Below are 21,738 nucleotides of genomic sequence, written 5' to 3' on the forward strand. Positions count from 1 at the left end.
TAAGCCGCATGGGATCCGCGGTGAGGTCACCGTGGAGGTGCGGACCGATGAGCCCGAAGCACGGTTCGCCCCCGGGTCGGTGCTGCGCACCGAGCCGGGGGCGGTCGCGCCTCCGGCGCCCGGGGCCTACCGGGTGCCGGACAAGTTGACCATCGAGTCGGCCCGCTGGCATCAGGGGCGGCTGCTGGTCGCCTTCGAGGGCGTGCTGGACCGCGACGTCGCCGAGGCGCTGCGCGGCACCCTGATCGGCGTGGACAGCGCCGACGTGGATCCGCCGGCGGACCCGGAGGAGTTCCTCGACCACCAGCTGGTCGGCCTGGCCGTGGTGACCCCGGCCGGCGAGCGGCTGGGCGAGGTGGCCCGGATCGACCACGCCCCCGCGTCCGACCTGCTGGTGCTGCGGCGCCCCGACGGGCGGACCGCGCTCATCCCGTTCGTCAAGGCGATTGTGCCCGAGGTCGACGTCCCGGGCGGACGCGTGGTGGTGGAGCTGCCCGGCGGGCTGCTCGACCTCTGACTGGAGCCACCCCTCATGCGCGTCGACATCGTGTCGATCTTCCCCGAGTACTTCGCCCCGCTGGACCTGTCGCTGATCGGCAAGGCCCGGGCGAGCGGCACCCTGCGGCTGGCCGTACACGATCTGCACACCTGGACCCACGACGTGCACCGCACGGTCGACGACACGCCCTACGGCGGCGGCCCCGGCATGCTGATGGGGCCGCCGGTCCGCTGACCTGGACCGATGCGTTGAAGATCATTCCGCGCATGTTCCGCGGCTGGCGACAAACGGTCGCCGCCAGTGGCCTACGGCCGCATACGCCAGCCGATCGACAACCACACATAAGTGCTGTTCAAAGCACGGTTTAGCTGACCTTGGGGGTGCCCCCCGGCAGGATTCGAACCTGCGACACACGGTTTAGGAAACCGTTGCTCTATCCCCTGAGCTACGAGGGCGAGAGCGCCTAGTCTAGCGACCTGCGCGTTGACCTGCGTCGTCCCAGCCGGCTGGACCGGGCGATGACCACACGTGGACCACACGGGGCGAGCCAGCGATCATGATCCTTTCCCCGCTTGACCCGAAGTGGCACCGGTTGACCCACCGTGGCACCGGCTGGAGAGCACACACCACGCACATCATCGAAGATCAACAACAGACGGGCACCTCACAGCAGGCCCAAACCAGACTCCCATCCTCGGTGCCCCGGCCTGGTGAAGGCTGGCTCCCAGATCGCCTTTAGCGGTGGCGGGCGGATCGCCGACCAGGCCGGCCGCCGGTCAGCTGCGCCGGGCGGGCCAGCAGCTTCGGATCCAACATCGACCGGTCCGGGTTCACTTGTCAGCAGACGGCCGAACCGACAGGTGGCGGCAGTCCACCCAAACCCACCGTCATGACCCAGATGCGCAGACCGGACGTGTCGGGTGACTGGGCGTCGCAGCACGGCCCGTGGTACGAGGGAAAGATCTTGGGATCCCGCATGGCCTCGGCGACCAAAGTGGAATGGCTGCGAACGGATAACCTTGGCGCCGAGGGAGTACAGAGTCGGGTGGTTCGGTCACACGGCCACCCTGTGCTCCACCGCGGTTCAGCCTGTCGGCCCAATCTTGCTAGATCGTCTGCCGGTGCACGGCGCCTTCAAGGAGGTAAGTTGCGACTGACGCAGGAAACCAGAATCCTCAAGAGGAAGGCCTTGTGGTCCCTTCGTCACAGCATGACGGTCTTCAACTCGCCGCACGACGACGGCCGAGTTACGGCGGTGCTGCTGTCTTTGCAGCATGCCTTCGAGATGCTCCTCAAGGCTGCGCTGGTCCAGAGACGAGTGCGCGTGTTCGACGCCGCCCTTGGCCGGTCGATCGGGCTAGAGCAGTGCCTTCGTCTTGCCAGCAACGATCGGGTGATCAAGCTCGCCACAGAGGAAGCTGGGACCATACGCGCGATTGATGCAATGCGGGACGATGAGCAGCACTGGTACAACATCGTCTCGGAGCAGATCCTCTATGTACACACACATACCTGGAACACGAGGAGTACGCCGACCCGCAGGTAGCCTTCAGGGCCGAGTTGTTTGAACTGTTCGCGCGAACCGAGGTGCAGCATCGGACCCTACTCGAACTACTGCACTTGATCTCCCGGCACGGCCAGGAAGAGCAGTCGGCGGCGGCAGAGCAGGGCTACCAACTCGTCACGAAATGCCCCAACAAGGACTGCGATCTACACGACCCCAAAGCCGCTCGCCCGGGTATCAAGGTGCCTTGGAACCAGCCAGGATTTTGCCCGAAATGCAAGAAGGCGCTGTGGGCCACTGACGCACTACGTATCTGGGAAGCCTTCCAGCCGGACGCCAGCAACGGCGAGGCGCTTGGCCGCACGCACCAGCTGATCGAACATCTCGTCCTACTCGGCGTAGCCCTGAGTTTCGAAGAGCTCTCCCCTAAAATGCTGCAACAGACAGCCTTTATCTGCGACGGCGACCTCGCAGTTTTCGGACAAGCGGCTCGGTTCCAGCGCTGCCTACGCGGCGCATGGCAGGCGCTCAACATGCGGGCCCGCGCCCGCGGTCATCAGCCGCCGATCGTGTTCGGAGTAGCTAAAAGCGGCTACCCCGTAGAACATCTGCACGGCATCCGACGATTCATCAAACGTCGCCAGTTCATGCGCCTCGACCACGAGTACATGACCGGACGGCTGCGAATCAGCAGCCTCGATGAGACCTACTTCGGCAGGAAACTCTACTACCATGCCGATGATGGTCAATTGCTTTGCATCACCATCCTGCCGGACACCGACGTCGCGTATGACACCAAACGCGAGGCCCCCAATCCCAAAAGTGCAACTCCACCCGAGGACCTCAGTCTTGCTAGCCGGTTCGTCACCCTTCGTCGGACGCTCGAAGCGCTTGATCTCCTAGGCACCCGCCTATACGACGATGCGCTGATTCCCGTCTCGCTCGCGCACCACTGGGCTGCCTACCCGCTCGCGAACGCGGAACGCGTCCTACGGGTGCTGACCGAGCAGTCGCTTGGTAAGCCCGAGAAGGGTTGATTGCATCAGGAGACATCGGCACGTGGTGTGATCCGCCGGCCAACCACGACGGTGCAGTGAAGGCATGTTGCCGTCCGGACGCACGTAATTGTCATTCTGGGCACACGGGGACAGTTCGATCAACTGGCGGTGTGGGGCATTCGAGCAAGTCGGCCTGCACCGCGGCCGGCGGGTCATTCGCAACGGTCTTCGGCGCCTCGGCCGTACGGTTCACAGCAGTCGGCGCGGTGCCGGTAGACCCGTAGATCGCGGCCGTTCCGGTGGCCGTGCTCGGGCGTGATCTCGTACAGGCAGGCCTGCCACACGACGGTTTCCCCGCCGCCGGGCACCACTTGGCCGTCACCTGGCCCGCCGCGTAGCAGCACGTCCACGCTCCGACGGTACGTGCTTGGCGACGGCGGGGCGCGGCGTACGGGACTCTGTCGTCGGGGTTCGGATGGGCGCGTGGGATGGCGCGGTCCCCGCAACTGTTCGCTGCGGGGACCGGTCGTCGGTGGCCTGCGGCCGGGGCTGCTGCACCTGCCCGTTGCCGTGGCCAGCAGCCGAGCGGTGACCTCGCCGACCGGATCAGGTTCGCCTGCGGTGCCCGTCGCTCGCCAGCCCGGGATCGCTTGCTCTAAAGAACTTTGGCCGCTGTGGAAAACGCCCTGAAATGACCGAATGTGCTAGCGCCCTCCGCGACCAGGCGGTTGTCGCCGCGTATGTCGAACGGGTTTCACGAGCGAGCAATGCCTGGATCCCATCCGGTCGCCCGAGCGCTGGCACCTTACGAGGTGACAGCGGTGGTAGGCGGCGCCGAATCAGTCCGCGCAGACTGGTCCGACGTGCTTTGAACAGGAGGAGGGCATCCTTCTTTGCTGGATGGTCCGGCGATGGGTGCTGTGACCACTGCTGTATTCGTTGTCGCGGATCTCCGCCCGAGGCGAGCCGGTTCCCTCCCACGATGACGTGGGGGGCGGAGATGAGCGGGGCTCATGGGCGGGGCTGGAAGTGAGTTCCGGCCGGGCACGGGCGGGTGCGGCGGAGCCGGTGCTGCGTCGGCCGGTTGCGCCGATGCTCGCCGCGCCGGTCGATGCGGTGCCCGAGGGCCGGGATCTGGTGCACGAGCCGAAATGGGATGGGTGGCGAGCGATCGCCTTCCGCGAGGCGGACGGGGTGTATTTGCAGTCGCGGGCCGGCCGGAACCTGACGACCTACTTCCCGGACATCACCCGGGCAATCCGGGCAGCCATCCCGCCCGGTGCCGTGCTCGACGGTGAGCTGATCGTCTGGGAGCGTGGCCGGACCAACTTCGCGCAGCTGCAGCGGCGCGTCACCGCCGGCCGCGCTGTGCTGCGCGTGGCGCGCGAGTGCCCTGCCCATTACGTGCTGTTCGATCTGCTCGCCGACGTCGGCGGGCAGGTGATCCTGGACCTGCCGCTGGTACAACGCCGGGCCCGGCTGGAGCGGCTGCTCGCCGGCGCCCCGGCGCAGCTCACCGTGACCCCGCAGACGGCCGACATGCGGGAGGTGTCGGACTGGCTGCTGAACTGGACCGTCGCGGTGGGGGTCGAGGGCGTGGTCAGCAAGCGCCTGGATGGCCGGTACGAGCCCGGCCGCCGCGGCTGGTCGAAGTTCCGTACCCGCATTGTCACCGAGGCCATCATCGGCGGGGTTACTGGCAGCATCACCCGCCCGGAGACCCTACTACTCGGCCGATTCGACCGGCGGGAACGGCTGCGGTACACCGGCCGCTCCCACCCACTGACCACCGATCAGCGGGCGGCGCTGGCCGAGCAGCTGTCGCCGCCGCGCATGCCGCGCCGCGGCGCGGTCGCGCACCCGTGGCCGAATCCACTGCCGGCGTCCTGGTCCGGCCAGCTGGACCGGCCGGAGCCGCTGCCGTACGTGCAGGTGGAACCCAGCGTGGTGGCGGAGATCGACGCCGACGTGGCGTTCGAACACGGACGATGGCGCCACCGCGTGCGGTACACGCGGGCCCGGCCAGACCTGTCGGTCTATGACGTCCCGCTGCTGCTCGGCGAGGAGGAGGGCTACTACGGCGACCCGGGGTGAAGCATCCACGGCCCTGCCAATGAGCAGCAGGTGCTTCCGGACCCGCTGCAGTCACGCCTTAAACAGTCACCTGAGCGTGAGCCGATTGCATCCGCAACTGCCGATGTCAGGGCGTTCGCCCGTTCGCCGACTTGCACGGCTGATGCGCCCGACTTGGCTCACGGTTGGCTGATTCTGGGGCCTGCGAGGCTGTGACCTGGGGGGTTGCGTCGGGAGGCACGCACTAAATGGGTCGGGTTCTATCGTGTCGGCTGTGGCGTACGTGCGGACGGTGAAGACGGCGTCCGGAGCGCGGGCGGTGCAGATCGTGCACTCCGAGCGGCGGGCTCGCGGGATATCGAGCACATCGGGTCCGCGCACACGGATGCGGACCTGGAACTGCTGAAGGCGGTGGCTCGGCAGCGGGTGGCCGTGGGGCAGGGCGAGTTGGATCTGCGTCTGCCGAGCAGCCCGGCCAACGGGGGCGGTCCGTTGCCGATCACGTCCACGAGGGCCGGGCACCTGTTGGATGCTTTGGGCCGCGGGTACGACGCCCTGGGGTTCGCCGCGGCGGCCGAGCAGGACGAGGTGTTCAAGGCGTTGGTCCTGGCCCGGATAATTGAACCGACCAGCAAACTCGACTCGGTGCGGGTGTTGGACGAGGCCGGCGCGTGGGCGCCGTCGTACGCGACGATCAAGCGGCGGTTGCGGCTGTATGCCACGGGAGGCAAGGCTTCCGCCGCCGGCGAGAAGACCGAGGGCGTGCCGGTCGAGGACGGCGCTGAGCCGACGTTTGATCCGGCTGGTGGCCCGTGGCGGGCGCGGCTGGCACGCGCCTGCGCCGAGCATGTGCGCCTCGGGCCGGCGACGTTCCTGCTCTACGACGTCACGACGTTGTACTTCGAGGCCGACGAAGGTGACGGGTTCCGTGAGCCTGGCTTCAGCAAGGAGAGGCGTCTCGAACCGCAGATCACCGTCGGTCTGCTCACCGACGGGTCGGGATTCCCGCTGATGGTGCATGCGTTTGAGGGCAACCGGGCCGAGACCACCACCATGATGCCGGTCCTACGGGCCTTCCTCGACGCACACCGCCTGTCGGATGTCACCGTCATCGCCGATGCGGGGATGGTGTCGGAGGCGAACAAACGCGCGATCGAACAGGCCGGGCTGTCGTTCATTCTCGGCGCCCGCGTTCCCGACGTGCCCTACGTCGTCACAGAATGGCGCGACGCCCACCCCGACGCCGAGATCCCCGACGGGCACGTGTTCGTCCAGCCGTGGCCGGCCGGCCACGGCGACAAACGCCGCGACCACACCATCTTCTACCAGTACCGGGCTGACCGGGCCCGACGCACCCTTCGGGGTATCGACACCCAGGTCGCCAAGGCCGAGAATGCCGTCGCCGGCAAAACAGCGGTCAAGCGGAACCGGTACGTACGCCTGACCGGCGCGACCAAGAGCGTGAACCGGGCCCTGGAGGCCAAGAACCGGGCCCTGGCCGGCATCAAGGGCTACGTCACCAACCTCCCGAACCCGGACCCGCAGCAGGTGATCGGCGCCTACAGCCGGCTGCTACAGGTGGAGAAGTCCTTCCGGATGTCCAAGACGGACCTGGCTGCCCGGCCGATCTACCACCACACCCGCGAGTCGATCGAAGCCCACCTGACCATCGTGTTCGCCGCCCTGGCCGTGTCCCGCTGGATCGAGAACACCACCGGCTGGACCATCAAACGCTTCGTCACCACCGCCCGCCGCTACCGCACCATCCAGATCCAAGCCGGCGACCACACGATCACCGCAGCCGACCCCATACCCGCCGAACTCCAAGCCGCCCTCGACCTCATCCACGGCACGCACTAAATGAGCCAAGTCGGGTTAAACAGTCACCTGAGCGTGAGCCGATTGCATCCGCAACTGCCGATGTGAGGGCGTTCGCCCGTTCGCCGACTTGCACGGCTGATGCGGTTTGGTAGCCTCGGGCTTTGTCAATTCTTCTTAGGAAGCCTCAGCGGACCGCTTGGCGTCAGATTCCATTCGTGGGCATGGACGAGCGGTACGCGCCCGAACTTGCCAAGGGCCTCGGTTGCGGCGAGAACCTGCTTCCCCACGGCCTCGTCCTCCCGTTCTATGATCCCCGCATATTCGAAGAATTCCTGGCAAGCAGACACGGTTTTGAGGAATAGCGAGGGTAGCTGGTAAAGTGCGAAGTTGGTCCGGTACTCGCGAAACTCTGGTTTCAGGGTGACCACCTTTCCGTCAGGCTCGCCCCAACCGTTGCGCATCACTTCGCCCATCGAGAAGTGCAGGGCGCGACTCGCGGCGGCATGCAAGTAGTCGTACAGGTCTTTATGGCCGGTCTGTTTTGCGACCCAGCTCGCGCTCGGCAGCGGGCGCCCCGACCAATTGAACTGTTCGCGGATCTTCGCCAGCTCATCGTTCGCACGAGTTAGCTGCTGCTCTTGGGCGTCTAAAAAGGTTACCGGATACCATAGCTCCTGCATCACAGCGTCGCCGACGTAGGCACGCTGGGCGAGCAGTGAGCGGATACCGTCGGACCGCCCCATGACCATGAGCAGATTCTGCGCATCCTGCTGCGGCAGGTCCTTCACCCACAGCATCCAAAGCAACTCGTCGAGAGCGGGCCGGATGAACCCGACCGCCAGATGACCCAGCCCGACCTTGGCCAGCACCACGGTGGCGTCAAGCGCCTCGAGCTGACGCCGAAGGATGTAGTTAACCGCGATCCGGCGAAGGTCGCACCAGGCTGCATCCCAGGTCAGGTCACCAATGACAAGCGCCTGCTTCGTCGCGGCGATCCACACCTCGACGGCCGCCGAACGCGCTTCGACGTCGACATTCTCATTGACAGCCACTAAGAAATAATGACATGTCCCTGCCTGCTCACAACGTAGTAGGTGTACGGCGCCACCCGAGCCAACGGCGACGTCCAAATAGGGCGGATTGAGCGGAATTCCGCGAGGTTCATCGCCGTGAAGTGGCATGCTCGCGGCCCGCGCGGCCTCCCCTGAGAGCTTCGTGGAACGAGCGCAGAGCTGCGGCGCAGCTAGGCTGCAGATTGACAGCGCGAGGGCCAACTCAGGCCCATCATCTATCGTTGGCGAGTCACCCTAGAGAATGGAGATCTATGTCTATGATCAATCTGGATCTCCACTCTTCGCTCGTCCGAGGTCGGCAGGCCGTCGAGGCGTACATCACTGAGTGCCGCGACCAACTCGGCGAGTACACGTGGGATGAAGAACATGCCACTGTCCGCTTGATCCACGCTGCACATCCGGTCGCCAGGTATATCCCCTTCACCCGCAATCAGGAGGGTGGGACCCCTACCTCTAGTGGAACCGGCGCCGACTGGCTGTGGTGGTGGCTGTCCCCAACTGGCGAATGCTTCGGCATGCTCGTCCAAGCGAAGAACCTCAAGCGGGTTGGTGGGAGATGGGACGTCGACCTCAACTACGCGAAGCGCAAGCAGATCATCGACCTGCTTAACGCCTCCGATCTCCTCAAGGTGCCGGCCGTCTACACGCTCTACTGCGGCGATCTTGCATATCGTCCTGATCTTACCTGCGGTGGAGGCCACACCTCTGACGCTCTCGACCGGTGTCACCGATCTGCTGTTTGCGCCCTGCCCGCCCTGATCGCCAGCCAGCTCGCTACTTTCACCGTGCTCGACTCGCCAGGCCAAGCCGCCATAGAAGCCTACCAGTATGCGTTCCCTCTGGAGGATCTCGCCGACACCAGCCTGGGGACTCCGTTCGTTGACGATCTCAACCTTCACCACATCGACGGCGAATTGCTGGAGTTCCTGACCCAGCCGCAAGGCATGCCGCGTGACATCGCCAAGAAGATCTTCGGCATGGTGTCGAGAATGCGATCGGGCCAGTTCGCTTTAGCGGTTAGCGAGCACCAGCGGGTTGACGAGGATGCCGTCGTCTTCGAGGATCTCCCGACGGACCGAGGGCATTTCGGCGTGCCTTACTTTGATCATGTTCTGCGAGGTCTCCGTCGCCAACCCCCGGACTACCTTGTCGCGCCGGCGAATGGTGAGGATCCTCCGCCGTGGCTGTCCGGGCTCGTGGCGGGGATCGTGCTGTTCGATGCGGCGTGACGCTGGCGGGTACGAGGACCTCCGCAAAGAATACGGCCGCCGCGTAACCTTCATCGCAGCCCTGACGTCCGCGCGACGCTTGTATTGCTCGGGCTGAGGCAATTCCATCCGCCCTCCCCTGGCCTGGTTGCTGTGACGAACTGTGGCTCCGACGGCTGGCGTCTACTTTCCCTTGGTGGCGCACTCTCTCCTGCCGCGAACCGCTCGCTACGGAGCATGACGGATGCTGGGGTGTCGGATGTCCGACCGTGCCGATGACAGCACGCCCGATCTTGGCGATAATCCTGTGCCCGGTCGTGCCGACGGGAAGACGTCATCATGCTGGCTCACTACGGAACGACAGGCCGAGTAGAGGAGCAACGAGTCGTGAGCAAGCTGTCGTTGCCAGACAAGACCTTCCTGGAGGCTGTGCTGGGCATGAGTGGTGGATATGTCCTCGACCTCACAAACACATCATTGGCGCAGCTATTCGACGACCTCGCCATCGACATTTACGAGGATAAGTACGCCGAGTATGGAGTGTCGAAGGCAAACAGGTTGAGGACGCTGTGGAAGATCGGCTCAGATTCCGAGGTCGCATCAACGCTCGGTACCCTCGCGGACTACATCGAAGCGAAGCAGGCTGCTCCGGGCTTTTCAGGCTTCCGCGAGGAGATCACGGACGACCAGATCGCCAGGATCCGAAGGATCGCGGCGGAGCTCGATGGTGCACCGCCTGCTGGCATGGGGCAGACAACGTCGGCCGACGACGTAGCTGACCCCACGCCCGCCATCTTCACTACCGAAGCGACGGTTTCAAAGAACAAGATTCAGATCGAGATCCACGGAGACATTTACAACCACATCGGGCAGTACCTGGCGACCGGGGACTACTTCCATGCAGTCGAGGAGTCCTACAAGCTGGTGCGCGAGAAGCTCCGCGAGATCACGGGCAAGGAGAAGGCCTCGGACGTCTTCAACAACAGTGCCCAGAACACCGCACACTACGAAGCTCTGTTCGGTAAGGCGACACCTGCCAACGACGCGGAAGCAGACTTCTTCCGAGGTATCGGGTACCTACACTTGGGTGTCCAGCATCTCAGAAACGAGAAGGCCCACACGCCGGCAACACCTCTCGAACCCAACCTTGCCGTGCACTACATCTCGCTGGCGAGCCTCGCCTACGACCTGATCACGCGATACGTCAGCGAAGACACGATCAAGGAGCTTGAAGACCTGGTTCTCACCAAGCGCCAGAGCTACCGAACCGCAGGCGCCTTTTACCGTGACTTCGAGGATGGCAAGTGGCTGCGAAACCTGACGCTCCCTGCCAAAGTTCAGTCCTCCGCAGTGCGTAAGGTGCTCAAGACCAAGTGGCTGGACGAGGCTGACTTCACCCGGAGCTACGACCACAGCAACATCGTGCTGATGCGGCTTGAGCTCGTGGTCGACGAGCTCACCGAAGCTGACCTCGACCGCTTGCTGGATCTACCGACAAAGGACTCGTACGGGAACGACCAATCGGCAGGTATGCAACAGTTCTTGGAGTTTGTTCAGAAGAAGTATCCGGACGCGATTTCACAGAAGGCGAAGGACTGGCTCACGAAGGAGCAGTCCTGACGAGCGCCCTCCGAGCTTGAACGGATAGGCTTCCGGGTCCAAATTTCGGGCCCCTGCTCCGCTCGCGCTCTATTCCTTACGAGTGAAGTTCCCATGTTCAAAGCCTTCATTGGGATTGGTGCAGCGGCGCCTGAACAAGACGGCCTATCGCGTGGCGCGGCTTCGCCCAAGCCCTTCCGCCCGCAGCGCGACTACGCGGCCTTCGGACCTCTCGTCTTCCCGCGATCCCAGTACGACAGTGCGGTCCGCCGCGCAGCTGCCGACGCCACGGCGATCGAGTATTCACGTTCGCGATTGGACGCTGCGGACGCCTCATCTGCCGCTGACCGAGCGATCCGGTAGCCCGGCGTCACGAGCAGCGGCTGGCTTCAGGAGCGGCTTGCCCGGGGCCCCTGATTTTGGCTGGCGAATACAGCCGGTAGCGAAGGGTGGAAGTCGGCCACCGCAGGTAGGTGCCGTTGAGGCTCACCGAGCTGCCGTTCGGGTCAGGTGTCCTGGTGGTGGTGGCCTTTGGCGGCGCAGTCGTCCCAGATGCGAGTCAGGTGTTGGGTCATGCGGGCGGTGGCCGGGTGGTCGGGGTGGTGGCGGCGGTGGGTGGTGATGGTGTCGGCGAGGAGGGTGCGGGCGGCTTGGCAGTGGCCGAGGTCGTGGAGGACGAGGGCGGTGGTGGCGTGGGCGGCGAGGGTTCGGTGGGCGTGCGGGCCTTCGAGGCGGGTGAGCTGTTCGGCCAGTGCGCGGTAGAGGTGGTAGGCGCGTTGGTGATGTCCAGCCCGCCGGTGGGCGACGGCGTGGAGGTGGAGGGTGTGGAGGCCGCGCGGGTGGGTGGGGCCGTGGAGTTGGACTGTGCTGCGGTGGGCGTAGGTGGCCCAGGCGATGGCCTCGGACGGGTGGCCGAGCCGGAGGAGCACTTCGGCCAGCAGCGTGGCGGCGTCGGTGTAGAGCGGGTGGGCGGGAGCGGTGGTGGGATCGATGTCGGTGAGGCTGTTGTGCAGGAGTTGCCGGGCGCGCAGTGGATCGTCGAAGGCTAGGTGACGGGCGGTGGCGATGGTCTGTGCGTGTTCGGTGTCGGCGCCGGGGCCGGGTAGGGGTGCGGCGCGCCAGGTGAGGGCGATGTCGCCGGGGGTGGCGCCGATGGTGATGCGGGCGAGGACGCGGTGGGCGTGGGTCGCGGCGAGGTGTGGGGGCATCGGCGCGCCGGCGGCGGGGATGATTCGCGGTGCGTGTCGCAGGATGGCTCGGCCGATGGCGTCGGCGATGGCCGCGGCGTCGAGGGGTCGGGGTCGGCAGCCCGCCCGGCACTGGTAGCCCTGCACGGAGTCCTGCAGCTCGGCGTGGGCCATCGGTTGGTGGCAGAACGTGCAGTGCAGCAGCCTCGTCGGTAGGTACGCCTCCCACGAGTCGGCGGCCGCCCTGCCCGACTGGGGCGGGGATGGGGTGGTGGCTTTGGTGACCCATTTCTGCACGAGGCGCGGGTCGAGGTTCAGTTGGCGGGCGACGGTGGTGACCGCGCCGTATGCCTTGACGGTGCGGGCATCCGCGACGCGCTGCACGACAGCGTCGATCAGGTCTGGTGGGTATTTGCGAGGAAAGGCCATGAGATGCGATGCCGGTTCGGGGTGTCGAGGGCGGTGCGGCTACGGGTGCAGGTCTTGCCAGCGGTTATCGACCGGGTGGGTGGGGTTGATCGGCATGGCGCTGCCGCGGCGGGAGTTGCGGCGCATCGGGTGCAGGGTCGGCCCGTCGGGCAGGGTGATCGCGGGTCGGGGTGTGTAGCCGTAGCGGGCGTACAGGCGTTCGCAGCCTGCCGGGATGGTGGTCCAGGCGGGCAGGTCTATCCGGTTGAGGCGGCTGCGGTGGTGGGCCAGCAGTGCGGTGCCATGGCCGGCCTTCTGGGCGTCAGGGCGGACCGCGAGGAAGGCGAGGTGGTAGTGCGGTTCGGTGGGCTGTTTCACCGATAGCAGGCTGTCCAACAGGTCGAACCGGTCGACGTGGTCGCCGGCTGCGTCGATGAGGCGGATGCGGTAGTTGGCTGGTGGTGGAATGGGTCGGTAGCGGTGGAAGCCGACGGTGGCGGCGGCATCGTCGGTGAGGTGGATGTCGCCGAAGAACATCGCGTGTTCCACCCAGATCCCGACGACCCCTGTCAGCACCTGGCGCCGCTGATCGGGGTCGGGCACCAGCCACGCGGCGAACGGACTGGAGTGCAAGGCGTCGGCGATCAGCGCGGCGACCAGGTCCTTGTCCGTCCAGCGGGCGGCACGGATACGCACAGGAGCCTCCATCGGATGGGTACCTCGGTGGGTGTGGGTCAGCGGTAGGCGGCGGTGGCAAGGTCACCGACCGCGGCATCGACGGCGCCGGTGATGTCCCGCACCGACCGGTGGTGCCGACCGGCGATCGTCTTCAGCCGTGCGATGAGGGTGGTGGTGTCGTCGTCGAGGTAGAGGTGCTCGGTGAGGCCGAGGGTCGCGACGAGGCCGGCGAGGGCGGCAGTGTGGTTGTCGGGCTGGTCGCGGCCGGTGGCGAGGTACCGCAGGCGGGCTCGGGCGACGACGGCCCATTTGGTGTCGGTGGCGAGGTAGATGTCGGTGCGGGCGAGACCTGCGAGGCGTCGACGTGTGCTGTGGCGGAGGATGCCGGCGGCGACGAGCCCGGCGCGGGTGCGCTCGTACAGGTCGGGGGAGAAGCCGCGCAGGAACGCCTTCACCTGTGGGGCGGTGCGCCCATGGCGGATGGCGGCGATGGCGGTGTCGGCGATCAGGTCCCCGACTGGCTGATCGGTGTGCAGGCGCAGCCACCGCTCGGCGGCCGGACGGTCGTCGTGAGGGTCGAGGACCACCCGACCGGCCAGGAACAGGTCGATCAGGACCGCGCCGGCCAGCCCGATGGCCAGGGCCTGGCGGTGGATGTGCGGGTGGGCGGTGTCGTCGTCGTGGCCGAGCAGGAACAACTCGTCCCGCAGCGGCAGTCGAGGAAGACCCATGCCGCCGCCCTACCGCAGCCCGGCCGCGGACTGCCGCAGCCGGCCGTGCACCCCGCCGTACGCGGCGGCAGCCGCGGGAAGCAGCGCCTTGTCGACGGCAGCGAGGATCGTGTAGTTGGGGTCGCACACGTTGCCGATCGGCGCCCGCCCCGCCTGCGACACCAACTGATAGGCGTCCAGCATCTCCAGCCGGGTCAGGGATCCCACCCAGTCGACGAGGTCGTGGTGGGCGATGCGGTAGGCGTCCTCCAGGGGACGGGCGCACCCGATCGACATGATCGAGGTGTCGGTTTCCAGGCGCGGCCACAGGGTCGGCATGCCCTTGATGACTTCGATGGCGAGGGTTGTGGTGGTGGCGATCTCGACACCGACGCCGCAGGCTTCGCCTTCGCCTTGGCGGGCGTGGCCGTCGCCGAGGGCGAGCATCGCCCCGTGCACCTTGACGCCGAGGTAGAGGGTGGTGCCGGCGCGCAGTTGCGGGGTGTCGAGGTTCCCGCCGTGGGTGTCCGGGACGATCGTGGAGCGAGCTTCGAAGCCGCCGGGGGCGACCCCGATAGTGCCGATCATCGCCTCCAGGGGCAGGTCCACGGTGTGGTCGGTTTCGGTGGCCTGGAACCGCACCGTGCCCGCCTGGCGGTCGATGCCGTACACCCACACCCGTTCTTCGAGCGATGGCTGCAGGGTGGCCGTGTGGGAGGTCGAGGTGAGGGCGCCGAAGTGTGGGAACGTCGAGGACACACCCCAGTCCCGGGCCGGGGTGATCGAGGCGAGGTGGATGGCGAGGGTGTCGCCGGGCTCGGCGTCCTCGACGAAGAACGGCCCGGACACGGGGTTGAGGTAGGGCATGCGGCACACCTGCGACGGCAGATCCGCCGGCCCGCGCACGAGACCGCCGAAGCAGTCCTCGGTGAAGACCTCGAGGACGTCGCCGGAGCGCAGGTGCGCGACCGGCATTCGGCCGCCGAAGGTGTAGGCCAGCTCGTCCCGCGCCGGCCGGTAGGTGACCTTGTCCATGGCCATCACACCCGCTCCACGTCACGCTGCTGCGACTCGGCGGGCGCCAGCCCGCAGAGCACCGGCCGGCGACCCGACAGATACAGGCCGGCAAGAATCAGGACGCCGAGGGCGAGCCAGGCCAGGCCCAAGCGTTGGGCGGCGATGTTGGCGTTGACCACCACGTAGGCGAGGATCACGAACCCGACCGCGGGCATCACCAGATGCGCCCACCAGTTCCCGCTGCGACCGCGGATGAGGTGGTGCACGGCCACGGAGACGTGCAGGACGAGGAAGGCGACCATCGCCCCGAAGTTGATCAGCGACGACAACACCGTGATTCCATCCGCCCGGGTCGCCATGTACAGGCCCAGGGCCAGGGACACGGCCCCGGTGAGCAGGGTGGCGTTGATCGGCACGCTGCGGCGGATCGACACTTTCGCCAGGAAGGCGGGTAGCTGCCGGTCGCGGGCCATCGCGTACAGCAGCCGGGAGGTGGCGACCTGGGCGACCATCGAGTTCGGCAGCCCCCACGCCACCGCCGTGGCCACCGCACACACGGTCGCCAGCCAACCCCCGCCAGCGACCTGAGCGGCGTCGTAGAAGGCGGTCCCGTTCGGGTCGCGGCCGGCGAGCAGCCCGGCCGGGTTGGGGACAAGCATCGCCGCGAGCCACGTCTGGGCGATGAACAGCACTCCCGCCAGCACGAGGACGGCGGCCATGGCACGGCCGATCTGCCGGGAACCACCCGTGGTTTCCTCGGCGAGCATGCTGATGCCGTCGAAGCCGAGGAAGGACAGCACCGCGATCGACACCGCCCCCGCGACGAGGGACCACGTGAAGGTGTCTGAGTTGTAGAACGCCTCCCAGCTGAAGCGGCCCTTCCCGGAGGCGAGGGCCCGGCCGGCGACGGCGATGAAGACGGCCAGGACGATCAGCTCGCCGACCAGCATGATTCGGGTGACCACCGCGGTCATGCGGATCCCGACCGAGTTGACGACCGTGTTGACCGCGACGAAGCCCAACAGCCACGCCCACACCGGCACCGCGGGCACGGTCGCGTGCATCGCCACCGACGCCACTAGATACAACAAGCCCGGCACGAGCACATAGTCGAGGAGGATCACCCAGCCGGCGAGGAACCCGACCGGCGGGCTGATGCCTCGGCCGGCGTAGTTGTAGACGCTGCCCGACATCGGGAAGGCTCGCACCATCTGCGCGTACGAGAACGCGGTGAACACCAACGCCACCACGCCGATCGCATAGGCCAGGGCGACCATCCCGCCGGAGCCGGCGTACACACTGCCGAAGATCGCCATCGGCGCGATCGGCACCATGTACACCAGCCCATAGGCCAGCAGGTCCCGGAATCGCAGCTGCCGGCTCAACTCCTGCCGGTATCCGTAGCGCGCCAAGTCGTCTTGAAAATACATATTGCCCATCCGATGAGTCGCAGTTCTTTGGCGGTAATGGCATTTGCTGCCGCCGTAACGATGAATTGCACTACGCATGAAGGGTCGCGTGGATAAGCGACCTGGTCGATACCGGATATGCGGACAAAGGTTGTTGTCCGCATCGGCGTTCGCCGACAAGGTGATCCAGTCGGGGGCGCGGATCAGGATGGCCAGCGGCAGGGGCGAGAGTCTCGGGCGTAAAGTCGGCCCTGCCCGAGGAGCGTGGGCGCAGGCACGACACGCGACCTTGCGGGGCTAGGTACTGGCGCCTCAAGCCCGGGCGTGAGGGCTGCCCTTGGGTGCAGTCGGGAGTTGATCGAGAGGGGCCCGTGAACGTGGCGGCAGACTTCGCCGGTGTGTCGGTGGAGGACGCTGTCCGCGCCTCCACGAGCTACGACCAGCTTCGTGCCGACGACGGCGCCCTGTACTGGCTAGAGGCTCGACCCGCGTCTGGCGGCCACGGAACCGTGACGAGGTGGCGGTCTGGCGAGGGCAAACGCACCATCAGTCCTGACGGGTTCGACGTGGCCAGTAGTGCCCACGCGTACGGGGGAGGATCTTTCGTTGTCGCCGAAGGCACTTTGTGGTGTATCGGCGACGCCGGCCTGCACCGAAGCCGCTGCGGCAGCGGACAGCTCGAGCTGATCACTCAGGGGGCCGTCGGCGACCTGACCGTCGGTGACGGCGAGTTGTTGGCGGTGCGCGAATCAGAGCAGGGCGACGAAATCCTCGGGATGTCGCTGGCGGACCGTACGCAGGTGCGGACGCTCATCGCGTCAACCGGTTTCCTTGGTGCGCCTCGACCGGGCCCCAGCTTGTTGGCCTGGGCCGCCTGGAGCGAGCGCGACATGCCCTGGGACGCGTGTGAGGTGTGGGTTGCTCCGTACCTGTCTGGTGGGCACGTCGGAAGCCCGAGGAAGGTCGCCGGTGGCTCGAATGAGTCCGCGGTCGAGCCGCGATGGGGGCCGGATGAAGCGCTGTACTTCATGTCGGACCGCAGCGGCTGGTGGAACCTATATCGGTGGAACGGCGGCACGATCGAGGCGGTTGCGCCAATCGCGGGTGAATGTGCCGCGGAGCCGTGGGAGTTGGGCTACGCGTCGTACGAGTTCCTTGCCGATGGCCGGATCGCGATGGTGGTGCAGGAGGGGCCGCGGCACCGCCTCGTCGTCATCGAACCTGATGGCGCCGTTCGCCCGGTCGATCTTCCTTATACGTCGATCAAGCCCTACCTGGCGGCGCAGGGCACGACAGTGGCGTTGATCGGATCGTCACCGACCGCCGCTCCGCAGGTTGGGGTGGTGAACCTCGCCGATGACGATCCCCGGTTGGAGGTGCTCGCCAGGTCGGAGCACGCGGAACTCTCCGAGGCGCAGGTGTCCACCCCGACGGAACTACGGATCGGTGTTCCCGGTGGCCGTGAGGTGGTTGCCCTGGTGTATCCACCGACGGGTTCGGTGGCGGCGGACTGGTGTGCACCGCTGATCGTTCGGGCGCATCCTGGGCCCACCGCCTCCTGCCTGCTGCGTCTGGATTGGCAGGCGCAGTTCTTCACGAGTCGCGGCTTCGCCGTGGTCGATGTCGATTATCTGGGCAGCACGGGGTATGGCCGCAGCTTCCGGGAGTCGCTGTATGGCCGGTGGGGCTTGGACGACGTGGATGACTGCGCGGCTGTAGCGAACCACCTGCTGGAGATGGGGCGAGTGGTGCCGGGTCAGGTCTTTATCCGTGGCGCCAGCGCGGGGGGATACACGGCGCTGCACGCGGTGTCGGAGGATGGTCCGTTTGCTGCGGCTACCGCAGTGTCTGCGATCGTGGATCCGGACCGGTGGGCGGAGACCGTGCCTCGGTTCCAGCGGGCGCACGCTATGCGGCTGCGAGGTGGCGCGGGCCGGGTCCGTGCCGCCACTGTTCAGCGTCCTGTTCTATTCATTCACGGCACGGCTGACGAGGTAGCCGTGGTCGAGGATGTGCGGGAGCTTGCTGACGAGTTGATGGCTCTCGGTGTAGGGCATGAGTTGCTGCTACTTCCCGATGTTGGGCATTACGTGGCGACGTCCAGCCGGGCGGGTGCGGCGTTGGAGGCAGAACTGGCTCACTACCGGTCGGTGATGGCGGCTGCAGCGGCTGCCAGCGGGGATCACAGGGCCGCCAGCGGTAGCTGCTGGCGCACATAATCGGTGAGTTCGCGAACCTCCGGTTCGCATCGGTAGGGCTCAAGGTCGGCTTGTACCTCAACAATGCGCTGCAAGCAGCGGTGCGACGTAATCCGCGCGGCGTGGTCCACCGCCGCTTGGGCGGTGGCACACGCTTCATCGATCTTGCCCGCTGCGGCCAGCGACGAGGCCAGGAGTGCGGTGTCGATGGCGAATCGACGGACGTGTGTGGGGCTCAACTCGGTGAGGGCTTCCCGCAGGTGCCGCTGGGTTTGCTGCGGTCGGCCCAGGTCGTGGAAGCAGTGGGCGATCTCGTCGGCGAGGTACGCAGGGGTGAAGTACCGGATCCACGACGGCTCGTCCTCGGGCCTGCTGCCGGACAGATGGCTCTCTGCGATGTCGAGGTGGGTCAGGCAGTCGCTCTCGCGTCCAAGGCGGGCGTGTGTCCGCGCCACCACGGCATGCAGGGCGGCTGCCAAGGCTGGTGTCGCCTGGCTCTCACTTCCTCGCACCGCCGTGAGCGCCATCCGTAGCGCAGGCTCGGGGTGACCACAGTGCAGCGCCAGGTGGCCAATGTTCACGGCGAGCAGGTAACTGCCGTAGAGGCGGTTGTCGCCGGCCTGTGTCAGCCGTAGAGCGCGTAGGTAGCGACGCTGCGCGAGACCGTGGGCGCCTGTGTCGACCGCCTGGTATCCGCACAGTTCGAAGAATCCCGCCGCCAAGGTGTAGAGGTGCCGACCGATCGCTTCCGAGGCGGGAGGGCTGGCCAGTAGTCGGTTCAGTTCGCGTTCGACGTACCGCTGCACCTGGGCGTGGACTCGTCCGGCGCCGTGGGTGTGATCCAGCTGCCGGAACATCGCCAGGGCGGTCTCCGCGGAGTCAAGATCCTCTTCGCAGACCTGATCAGACGCGCCGGCTCGTCCGGCCACGGACAGGCGGGGTCCCGCTGAGGCGTTCAGCCAGTCCAGCGCGGCGCGGTCAAGAACGCCTGGCTGGAACGGAACACGGACGACCATGTCCGCCAACCCGGGCGTCTCCGCCGATTGGGTGGGCAGCAGGGAGCCGGTGTTGGTAGGACCGCTCGGGGGAGCTGTCCGCTTACCCTCGTTGGCACGACTTTCCTCGAGAAGCGGTAGCAGGCGGGTCAAGGCACCTCCGGCCGCCAACGCCCTATCGCAGGCCTCGACGAATTCCCGGGATGGGAAACGGTCCGCTGTCTCGATCCGACGCACCAGGTCGGCGCTGAATCGGATCATCGCGCCGAGTCGCGCCTGCGAGAGGTTGGCCCGTTCCCGCAGCCGACGCAGCTCGGCACCGAAGAAGTGGCGCTCGGATCGGGACGGCTGGAGCATCCGCGGGGTCTGACCCATAGCACCGCCTCCTCAGGCTTCTCGCACCACCATGACGATGAGCAGCGTGGATATCGCGCACATAGGGTCACTCAGTGTTCAGCGCGGCGCAACCAAGAACACCCGAGATGCGTAGATGCGGGAGAAACTCATCGGCGGCACACATGCGGACAACCGCTTCGTCCGCATGCTCGGCATTCACTCCACCGACTCGACGGGTGAGTGTGGAGACGGGGCGCTGGCTACTCGTCAGATCCGCTCCTGACTTGGACTAGCGCGGGAGGGCTGCAGTGACCGTTCCGCCGCCGTGATCTTGATACACGCCGGCTGCGCCCTCGGCCTTGCCACGGTACGAGTGATCATGCGAATAGGCATCCGTGCATATAACCGTTGCAACCACATGCGCCAGCAGGACGCAACCTTCGACCGGCACCACATCGACTTCAGACTTCCATGTGATTTGGCGAGTCCAGCGGCTTGACGCTCTGTTGAGCCCGAGAAGAGCGGAACCGCGGGCCAACCGATCGGGAGGCCCTAACGGAAAGGGAGAGCACCCGAATGAGTGTCGACACGGCGAGCGGCGAGGACCTCCATGCCGCAATGGTCGATCAGCTCGTCGCTGATCACACGGAGAAAGGGCTGATCATGCGGCCTGAGGTGGAGGCGGCGCTACGGTCCGTGCCGCGCCATCTGTTCACACCGGATGTCGCGCTGACGGAGGCGTACCGGGCTGACCAGGCCGTGGTAACCAAGCGGATCGGCGACGAGGCGGTCAGTTCGGTGTCGGCGCCGTGGCTCATCGCGGAGATGCTCGGTCAGGCAGCCGATGCCATCGACGGCGGGTTGCCCGGCCGGCACATCCTGGAGATCGGCTCCGGCGGATACAACGCCGCGCTGCTGCGCGAGCTCGTCGGCCCGTTGGGCTCGGTCACGACCGTAGACATCGATCGCGAGGTGACTGACCGGGCCGCCGCCTGTCTTGCGGCGGCGGGTTACGACGATGTGGCTGTGTTGTGCGCGGACGCCGAGCAGCCAATCGACCCAGGTCGTTCCTATGACTTGATCATTGTGACGGTAGGAGCGTGGGACATCCCCCCGGCCTGGACCGCGCAGCTCGCCGAGAACGGAACTCTGGTCGTACCACTGCGGACGTTCGGGATGACCCGCTCGTGGGCGATGCGTCGGACGGGAGACAGGCTGGTCAGCCATAGCCAGCGGTTGTGCGGGTTCGTGTCGATGCAGGGCGCCGGGGCACACGAGGTGCGGTACGTCGACATCGCTGACGGAGTCCACCTGCGGCTGGACGAGGACCAGCAGGTCAACCGGCACGCCGTCGGCGAGCTGTTGGCGCAGCGACCGGCGCAGGCATGGGCCGGTGCGAGCCTGCCCCCTCGCGCCGTCCTGGCTGACCTCGACGTGTGGCTGGCGACCCGCATCACCGACGCCGGGCAACAGTTCGTTGTTCTCACAGCTCAGCAGGAGGCCGTCGATGCGGGCGTCGTCGCCCCGGCATGGCGCTTCGGCACGCCGGCCGCCCTCGACAACGGCGCGTTCTGCTACCGCTCGACGCTGCGCTGGACGGACGACGACATGTTCGACCTGGGCGCCTGTGCGCATGGGCCCGATGCCGCAGCAGCGGCTAGTCGGATGGTCGGACACATGCGCGCATGGCTGGACGCGGGCGGCCCCTCGCCTGTGCTGCACGTCCTGCCCGCTGGTACTCCCGACGGCGACCTGCCGGCCGGGACGGTGCTGGACAAGCGGCACAGCCGCTTCGTCCTCACCTTCACCCCCGCATAGAAGGGAACGCACGTGAACGAAACCGACACCTCGGAGTTCGCCCTGGACGTCAGCCTGGTCGACGCCGGCCCCACCGCGGGCGGCTACGCCACCGCCACCGACGACGGGTGCGGCTCGGGCAACACCGGCTCCAACGCCTGCACGACCAGGTGCGACGGCGGCAACTGACCCATCCGTTCCTCTCACGATCGGGCCCGGCGTCGAGCG

General features: G+C 66.6%; 19 protein-coding genes, 1 tRNA gene and 1 pseudogene. 12 read left to right on the top strand and 9 right to left on the bottom strand.

Going from position 1 to position 21,738, the window contains the following annotated elements:
* Together rimM and ACY34I_RS32290 are read left to right on the top strand one after the other, a co-directional pair.
* The coding region (rimM, locus tag ACY34I_RS32285; protein WP_462758964.1) for a ribosome maturation factor RimM at nucleotides 1-517 on the top strand (517 nt) is incomplete at its 5' end.
* 15 nt (nucleotides 518-532) lie between these two features.
* Nucleotides 533-721 (top strand): annotated as a pseudogene (locus tag ACY34I_RS32290) (tRNA (guanosine(37)-N1)-methyltransferase TrmD); the annotation flags it as partial.
* A gap of 159 nt (nucleotides 722-880) precedes the next feature.
* Here ACY34I_RS32290 and ACY34I_RS32295 read toward each other — a convergent pair.
* Nucleotides 881-954 (bottom strand) — tRNA-Arg (locus ACY34I_RS32295).
* A gap of 692 nt (nucleotides 955-1,646) precedes the next feature.
* Between ACY34I_RS32295 and ACY34I_RS32300 the strand changes: the two genes are divergently transcribed.
* A complete protein-coding gene (locus ACY34I_RS32300; RefSeq protein ID WP_462758965.1) occupies nucleotides 1,647-2,045 on the top strand; it encodes a hypothetical protein in 399 nt (132 codons plus the stop codon).
* 14 nt (nucleotides 2,046-2,059) lie between these two features.
* Nucleotides 2,060-3,040, top strand: coding sequence for a hypothetical protein (locus ACY34I_RS32305; protein WP_462758966.1), 981 nt, complete (start codon nucleotides 2,060-2,062; stop codon nucleotides 3,038-3,040).
* A gap of 173 nt (nucleotides 3,041-3,213) precedes the next feature.
* On the opposite strand, the gene ACY34I_RS32310 is transcribed toward ACY34I_RS32305, so the two are convergent.
* Nucleotides 3,214-3,411, bottom strand: a complete 198-nt coding sequence (locus tag ACY34I_RS32310; protein WP_462758967.1) for a hypothetical protein — start codon at nucleotides 3,409-3,411, stop codon at nucleotides 3,214-3,216.
* Nucleotides 3,412-4,030: 619 nt separating this feature from the next.
* Here ACY34I_RS32310 and ACY34I_RS32315 point away from each other — a divergent pair.
* Both ACY34I_RS32315 and ACY34I_RS32320 read left to right on the top strand, forming a co-directional pair.
* Complete coding sequence (locus ACY34I_RS32315) at nucleotides 4,031-5,095, top strand: ATP-dependent DNA ligase (protein WP_462758968.1); 1,065 nt, start codon at nucleotides 4,031-4,033, stop codon at nucleotides 5,093-5,095.
* Nucleotides 5,096-5,299: 204 nt separating this feature from the next.
* Nucleotides 5,300-6,934, top strand: a complete 1,635-nt coding sequence (locus ACY34I_RS32320; protein ID WP_462758969.1) for an IS1634 family transposase — start codon at nucleotides 5,300-5,302, stop codon at nucleotides 6,932-6,934.
* A gap of 125 nt (nucleotides 6,935-7,059) precedes the next feature.
* Here the strand turns inward: ACY34I_RS32320 and ACY34I_RS32325 are convergent, their stop codons facing one another.
* Nucleotides 7,060-7,947, bottom strand: coding sequence for a DUF5677 domain-containing protein (locus ACY34I_RS32325; protein ID WP_462758970.1), 888 nt, complete (start codon nucleotides 7,945-7,947; stop codon nucleotides 7,060-7,062).
* A gap of 278 nt (nucleotides 7,948-8,225) precedes the next feature.
* Between ACY34I_RS32325 and ACY34I_RS32330 the strand changes: the two genes are divergently transcribed.
* Together ACY34I_RS32330 and ACY34I_RS32335 are read left to right on the top strand one after the other, a co-directional pair.
* A complete protein-coding gene (locus tag ACY34I_RS32330; protein ID WP_462758971.1) occupies nucleotides 8,226-9,197 on the top strand; it encodes a hypothetical protein in 972 nt (323 codons plus the stop codon).
* Nucleotides 9,198-9,563: 366 nt separating this feature from the next.
* Complete coding sequence (locus tag ACY34I_RS32335) at nucleotides 9,564-10,796, top strand: TIGR02391 family protein (protein WP_462758972.1); 1,233 nt, start codon at nucleotides 9,564-9,566, stop codon at nucleotides 10,794-10,796.
* Nucleotides 10,797-11,281: 485 nt separating this feature from the next.
* Here ACY34I_RS32335 and ACY34I_RS32340 read toward each other — a convergent pair whose 3' ends face one another.
* The 5 genes from ACY34I_RS32340 to ACY34I_RS32360 are packed head-to-tail and all read right to left on the bottom strand — an operon-like array spanning nucleotide 11,282 to nucleotide 16,205.
* Nucleotides 11,282-12,391 (bottom strand): hypothetical protein, encoded by a 1,110-nt coding sequence (locus ACY34I_RS32340; RefSeq protein WP_462758973.1) that lies wholly within the window; start codon nucleotides 12,389-12,391, stop codon nucleotides 11,282-11,284.
* A gap of 39 nt (nucleotides 12,392-12,430) precedes the next feature.
* Complete coding sequence (locus ACY34I_RS32345; protein ID WP_462758974.1) at nucleotides 12,431-13,066, bottom strand: N-acetyltransferase; 636 nt, start codon at nucleotides 13,064-13,066, stop codon at nucleotides 12,431-12,433.
* A gap of 38 nt (nucleotides 13,067-13,104) precedes the next feature.
* Nucleotides 13,105-13,779, bottom strand: coding sequence for a GOLPH3/VPS74 family protein (locus ACY34I_RS32350; RefSeq protein WP_462758975.1), 675 nt, complete (start codon nucleotides 13,777-13,779; stop codon nucleotides 13,105-13,107).
* A gap of 9 nt (nucleotides 13,780-13,788) precedes the next feature.
* Nucleotides 13,789-14,799, bottom strand: a complete 1,011-nt coding sequence (locus ACY34I_RS32355) for an acetamidase/formamidase family protein (protein ID WP_462758976.1) — start codon at nucleotides 14,797-14,799, stop codon at nucleotides 13,789-13,791.
* Nucleotides 14,799-16,205: an APC family permease gene (locus tag ACY34I_RS32360; RefSeq protein WP_462758977.1), complete on the bottom strand. Its 1,407-nt coding sequence runs from the start codon at nucleotides 16,203-16,205 to the stop codon at nucleotides 14,799-14,801. The genes ACY34I_RS32355 and ACY34I_RS32360 overlap by 1 nt, the downstream gene beginning before the upstream one ends.
* Nucleotides 16,206-16,561: 356 nt before the next feature.
* On the opposite strand from ACY34I_RS32360, the gene ACY34I_RS32365 reads away from it, so the two are divergent.
* A complete protein-coding gene (locus ACY34I_RS32365; protein WP_462758978.1) occupies nucleotides 16,562-18,403 on the top strand; it encodes a S9 family peptidase in 1,842 nt (613 codons plus the stop codon).
* Here the strand turns inward: ACY34I_RS32365 and ACY34I_RS32370 are convergent.
* Complete coding sequence (locus ACY34I_RS32370) at nucleotides 18,367-19,752, bottom strand: helix-turn-helix domain-containing protein (protein WP_462758979.1); 1,386 nt, start codon at nucleotides 19,750-19,752, stop codon at nucleotides 18,367-18,369. The two genes, ACY34I_RS32365 and ACY34I_RS32370, sit on opposite strands and share 37 nt — an antisense overlap.
* A gap of 115 nt (nucleotides 19,753-19,867) precedes the next feature.
* Here ACY34I_RS32370 and ACY34I_RS32375 point away from each other — a divergent pair, with 115 nt between their 5' ends.
* The 3 genes from ACY34I_RS32375 to fxlA all read left to right on the top strand — a co-directional run bounded on the left by ACY34I_RS32375 (nucleotide 19,868) and on the right by fxlA (nucleotide 21,699).
* A complete protein-coding gene (locus tag ACY34I_RS32375; protein WP_462758980.1) occupies nucleotides 19,868-19,996 on the top strand; it encodes a hypothetical protein in 129 nt (42 codons plus the stop codon).
* A 293-nt stretch (nucleotides 19,997-20,289) separates the two neighbouring features.
* Nucleotides 20,290-21,531: a methyltransferase, FxLD system gene (fxlM, locus tag ACY34I_RS32380; RefSeq protein ID WP_462758981.1), complete on the top strand. Its 1,242-nt coding sequence runs from the start codon at nucleotides 20,290-20,292 to the stop codon at nucleotides 21,529-21,531.
* A 12-nt stretch (nucleotides 21,532-21,543) separates the two neighbouring features.
* On the top strand, nucleotides 21,544-21,699 hold the full coding sequence (fxlA, locus tag ACY34I_RS32385; protein ID WP_462758982.1) for an FxLD family lanthipeptide: 156 nt from the start codon (nucleotides 21,544-21,546) through the stop codon (nucleotides 21,697-21,699).
* Nucleotides 21,700-21,738: the final 39 nt, after the last annotated feature.

The sequence above is a fragment of the Micromonospora sp. RTBAU3-60 genome, assembly GCF_054963695.1.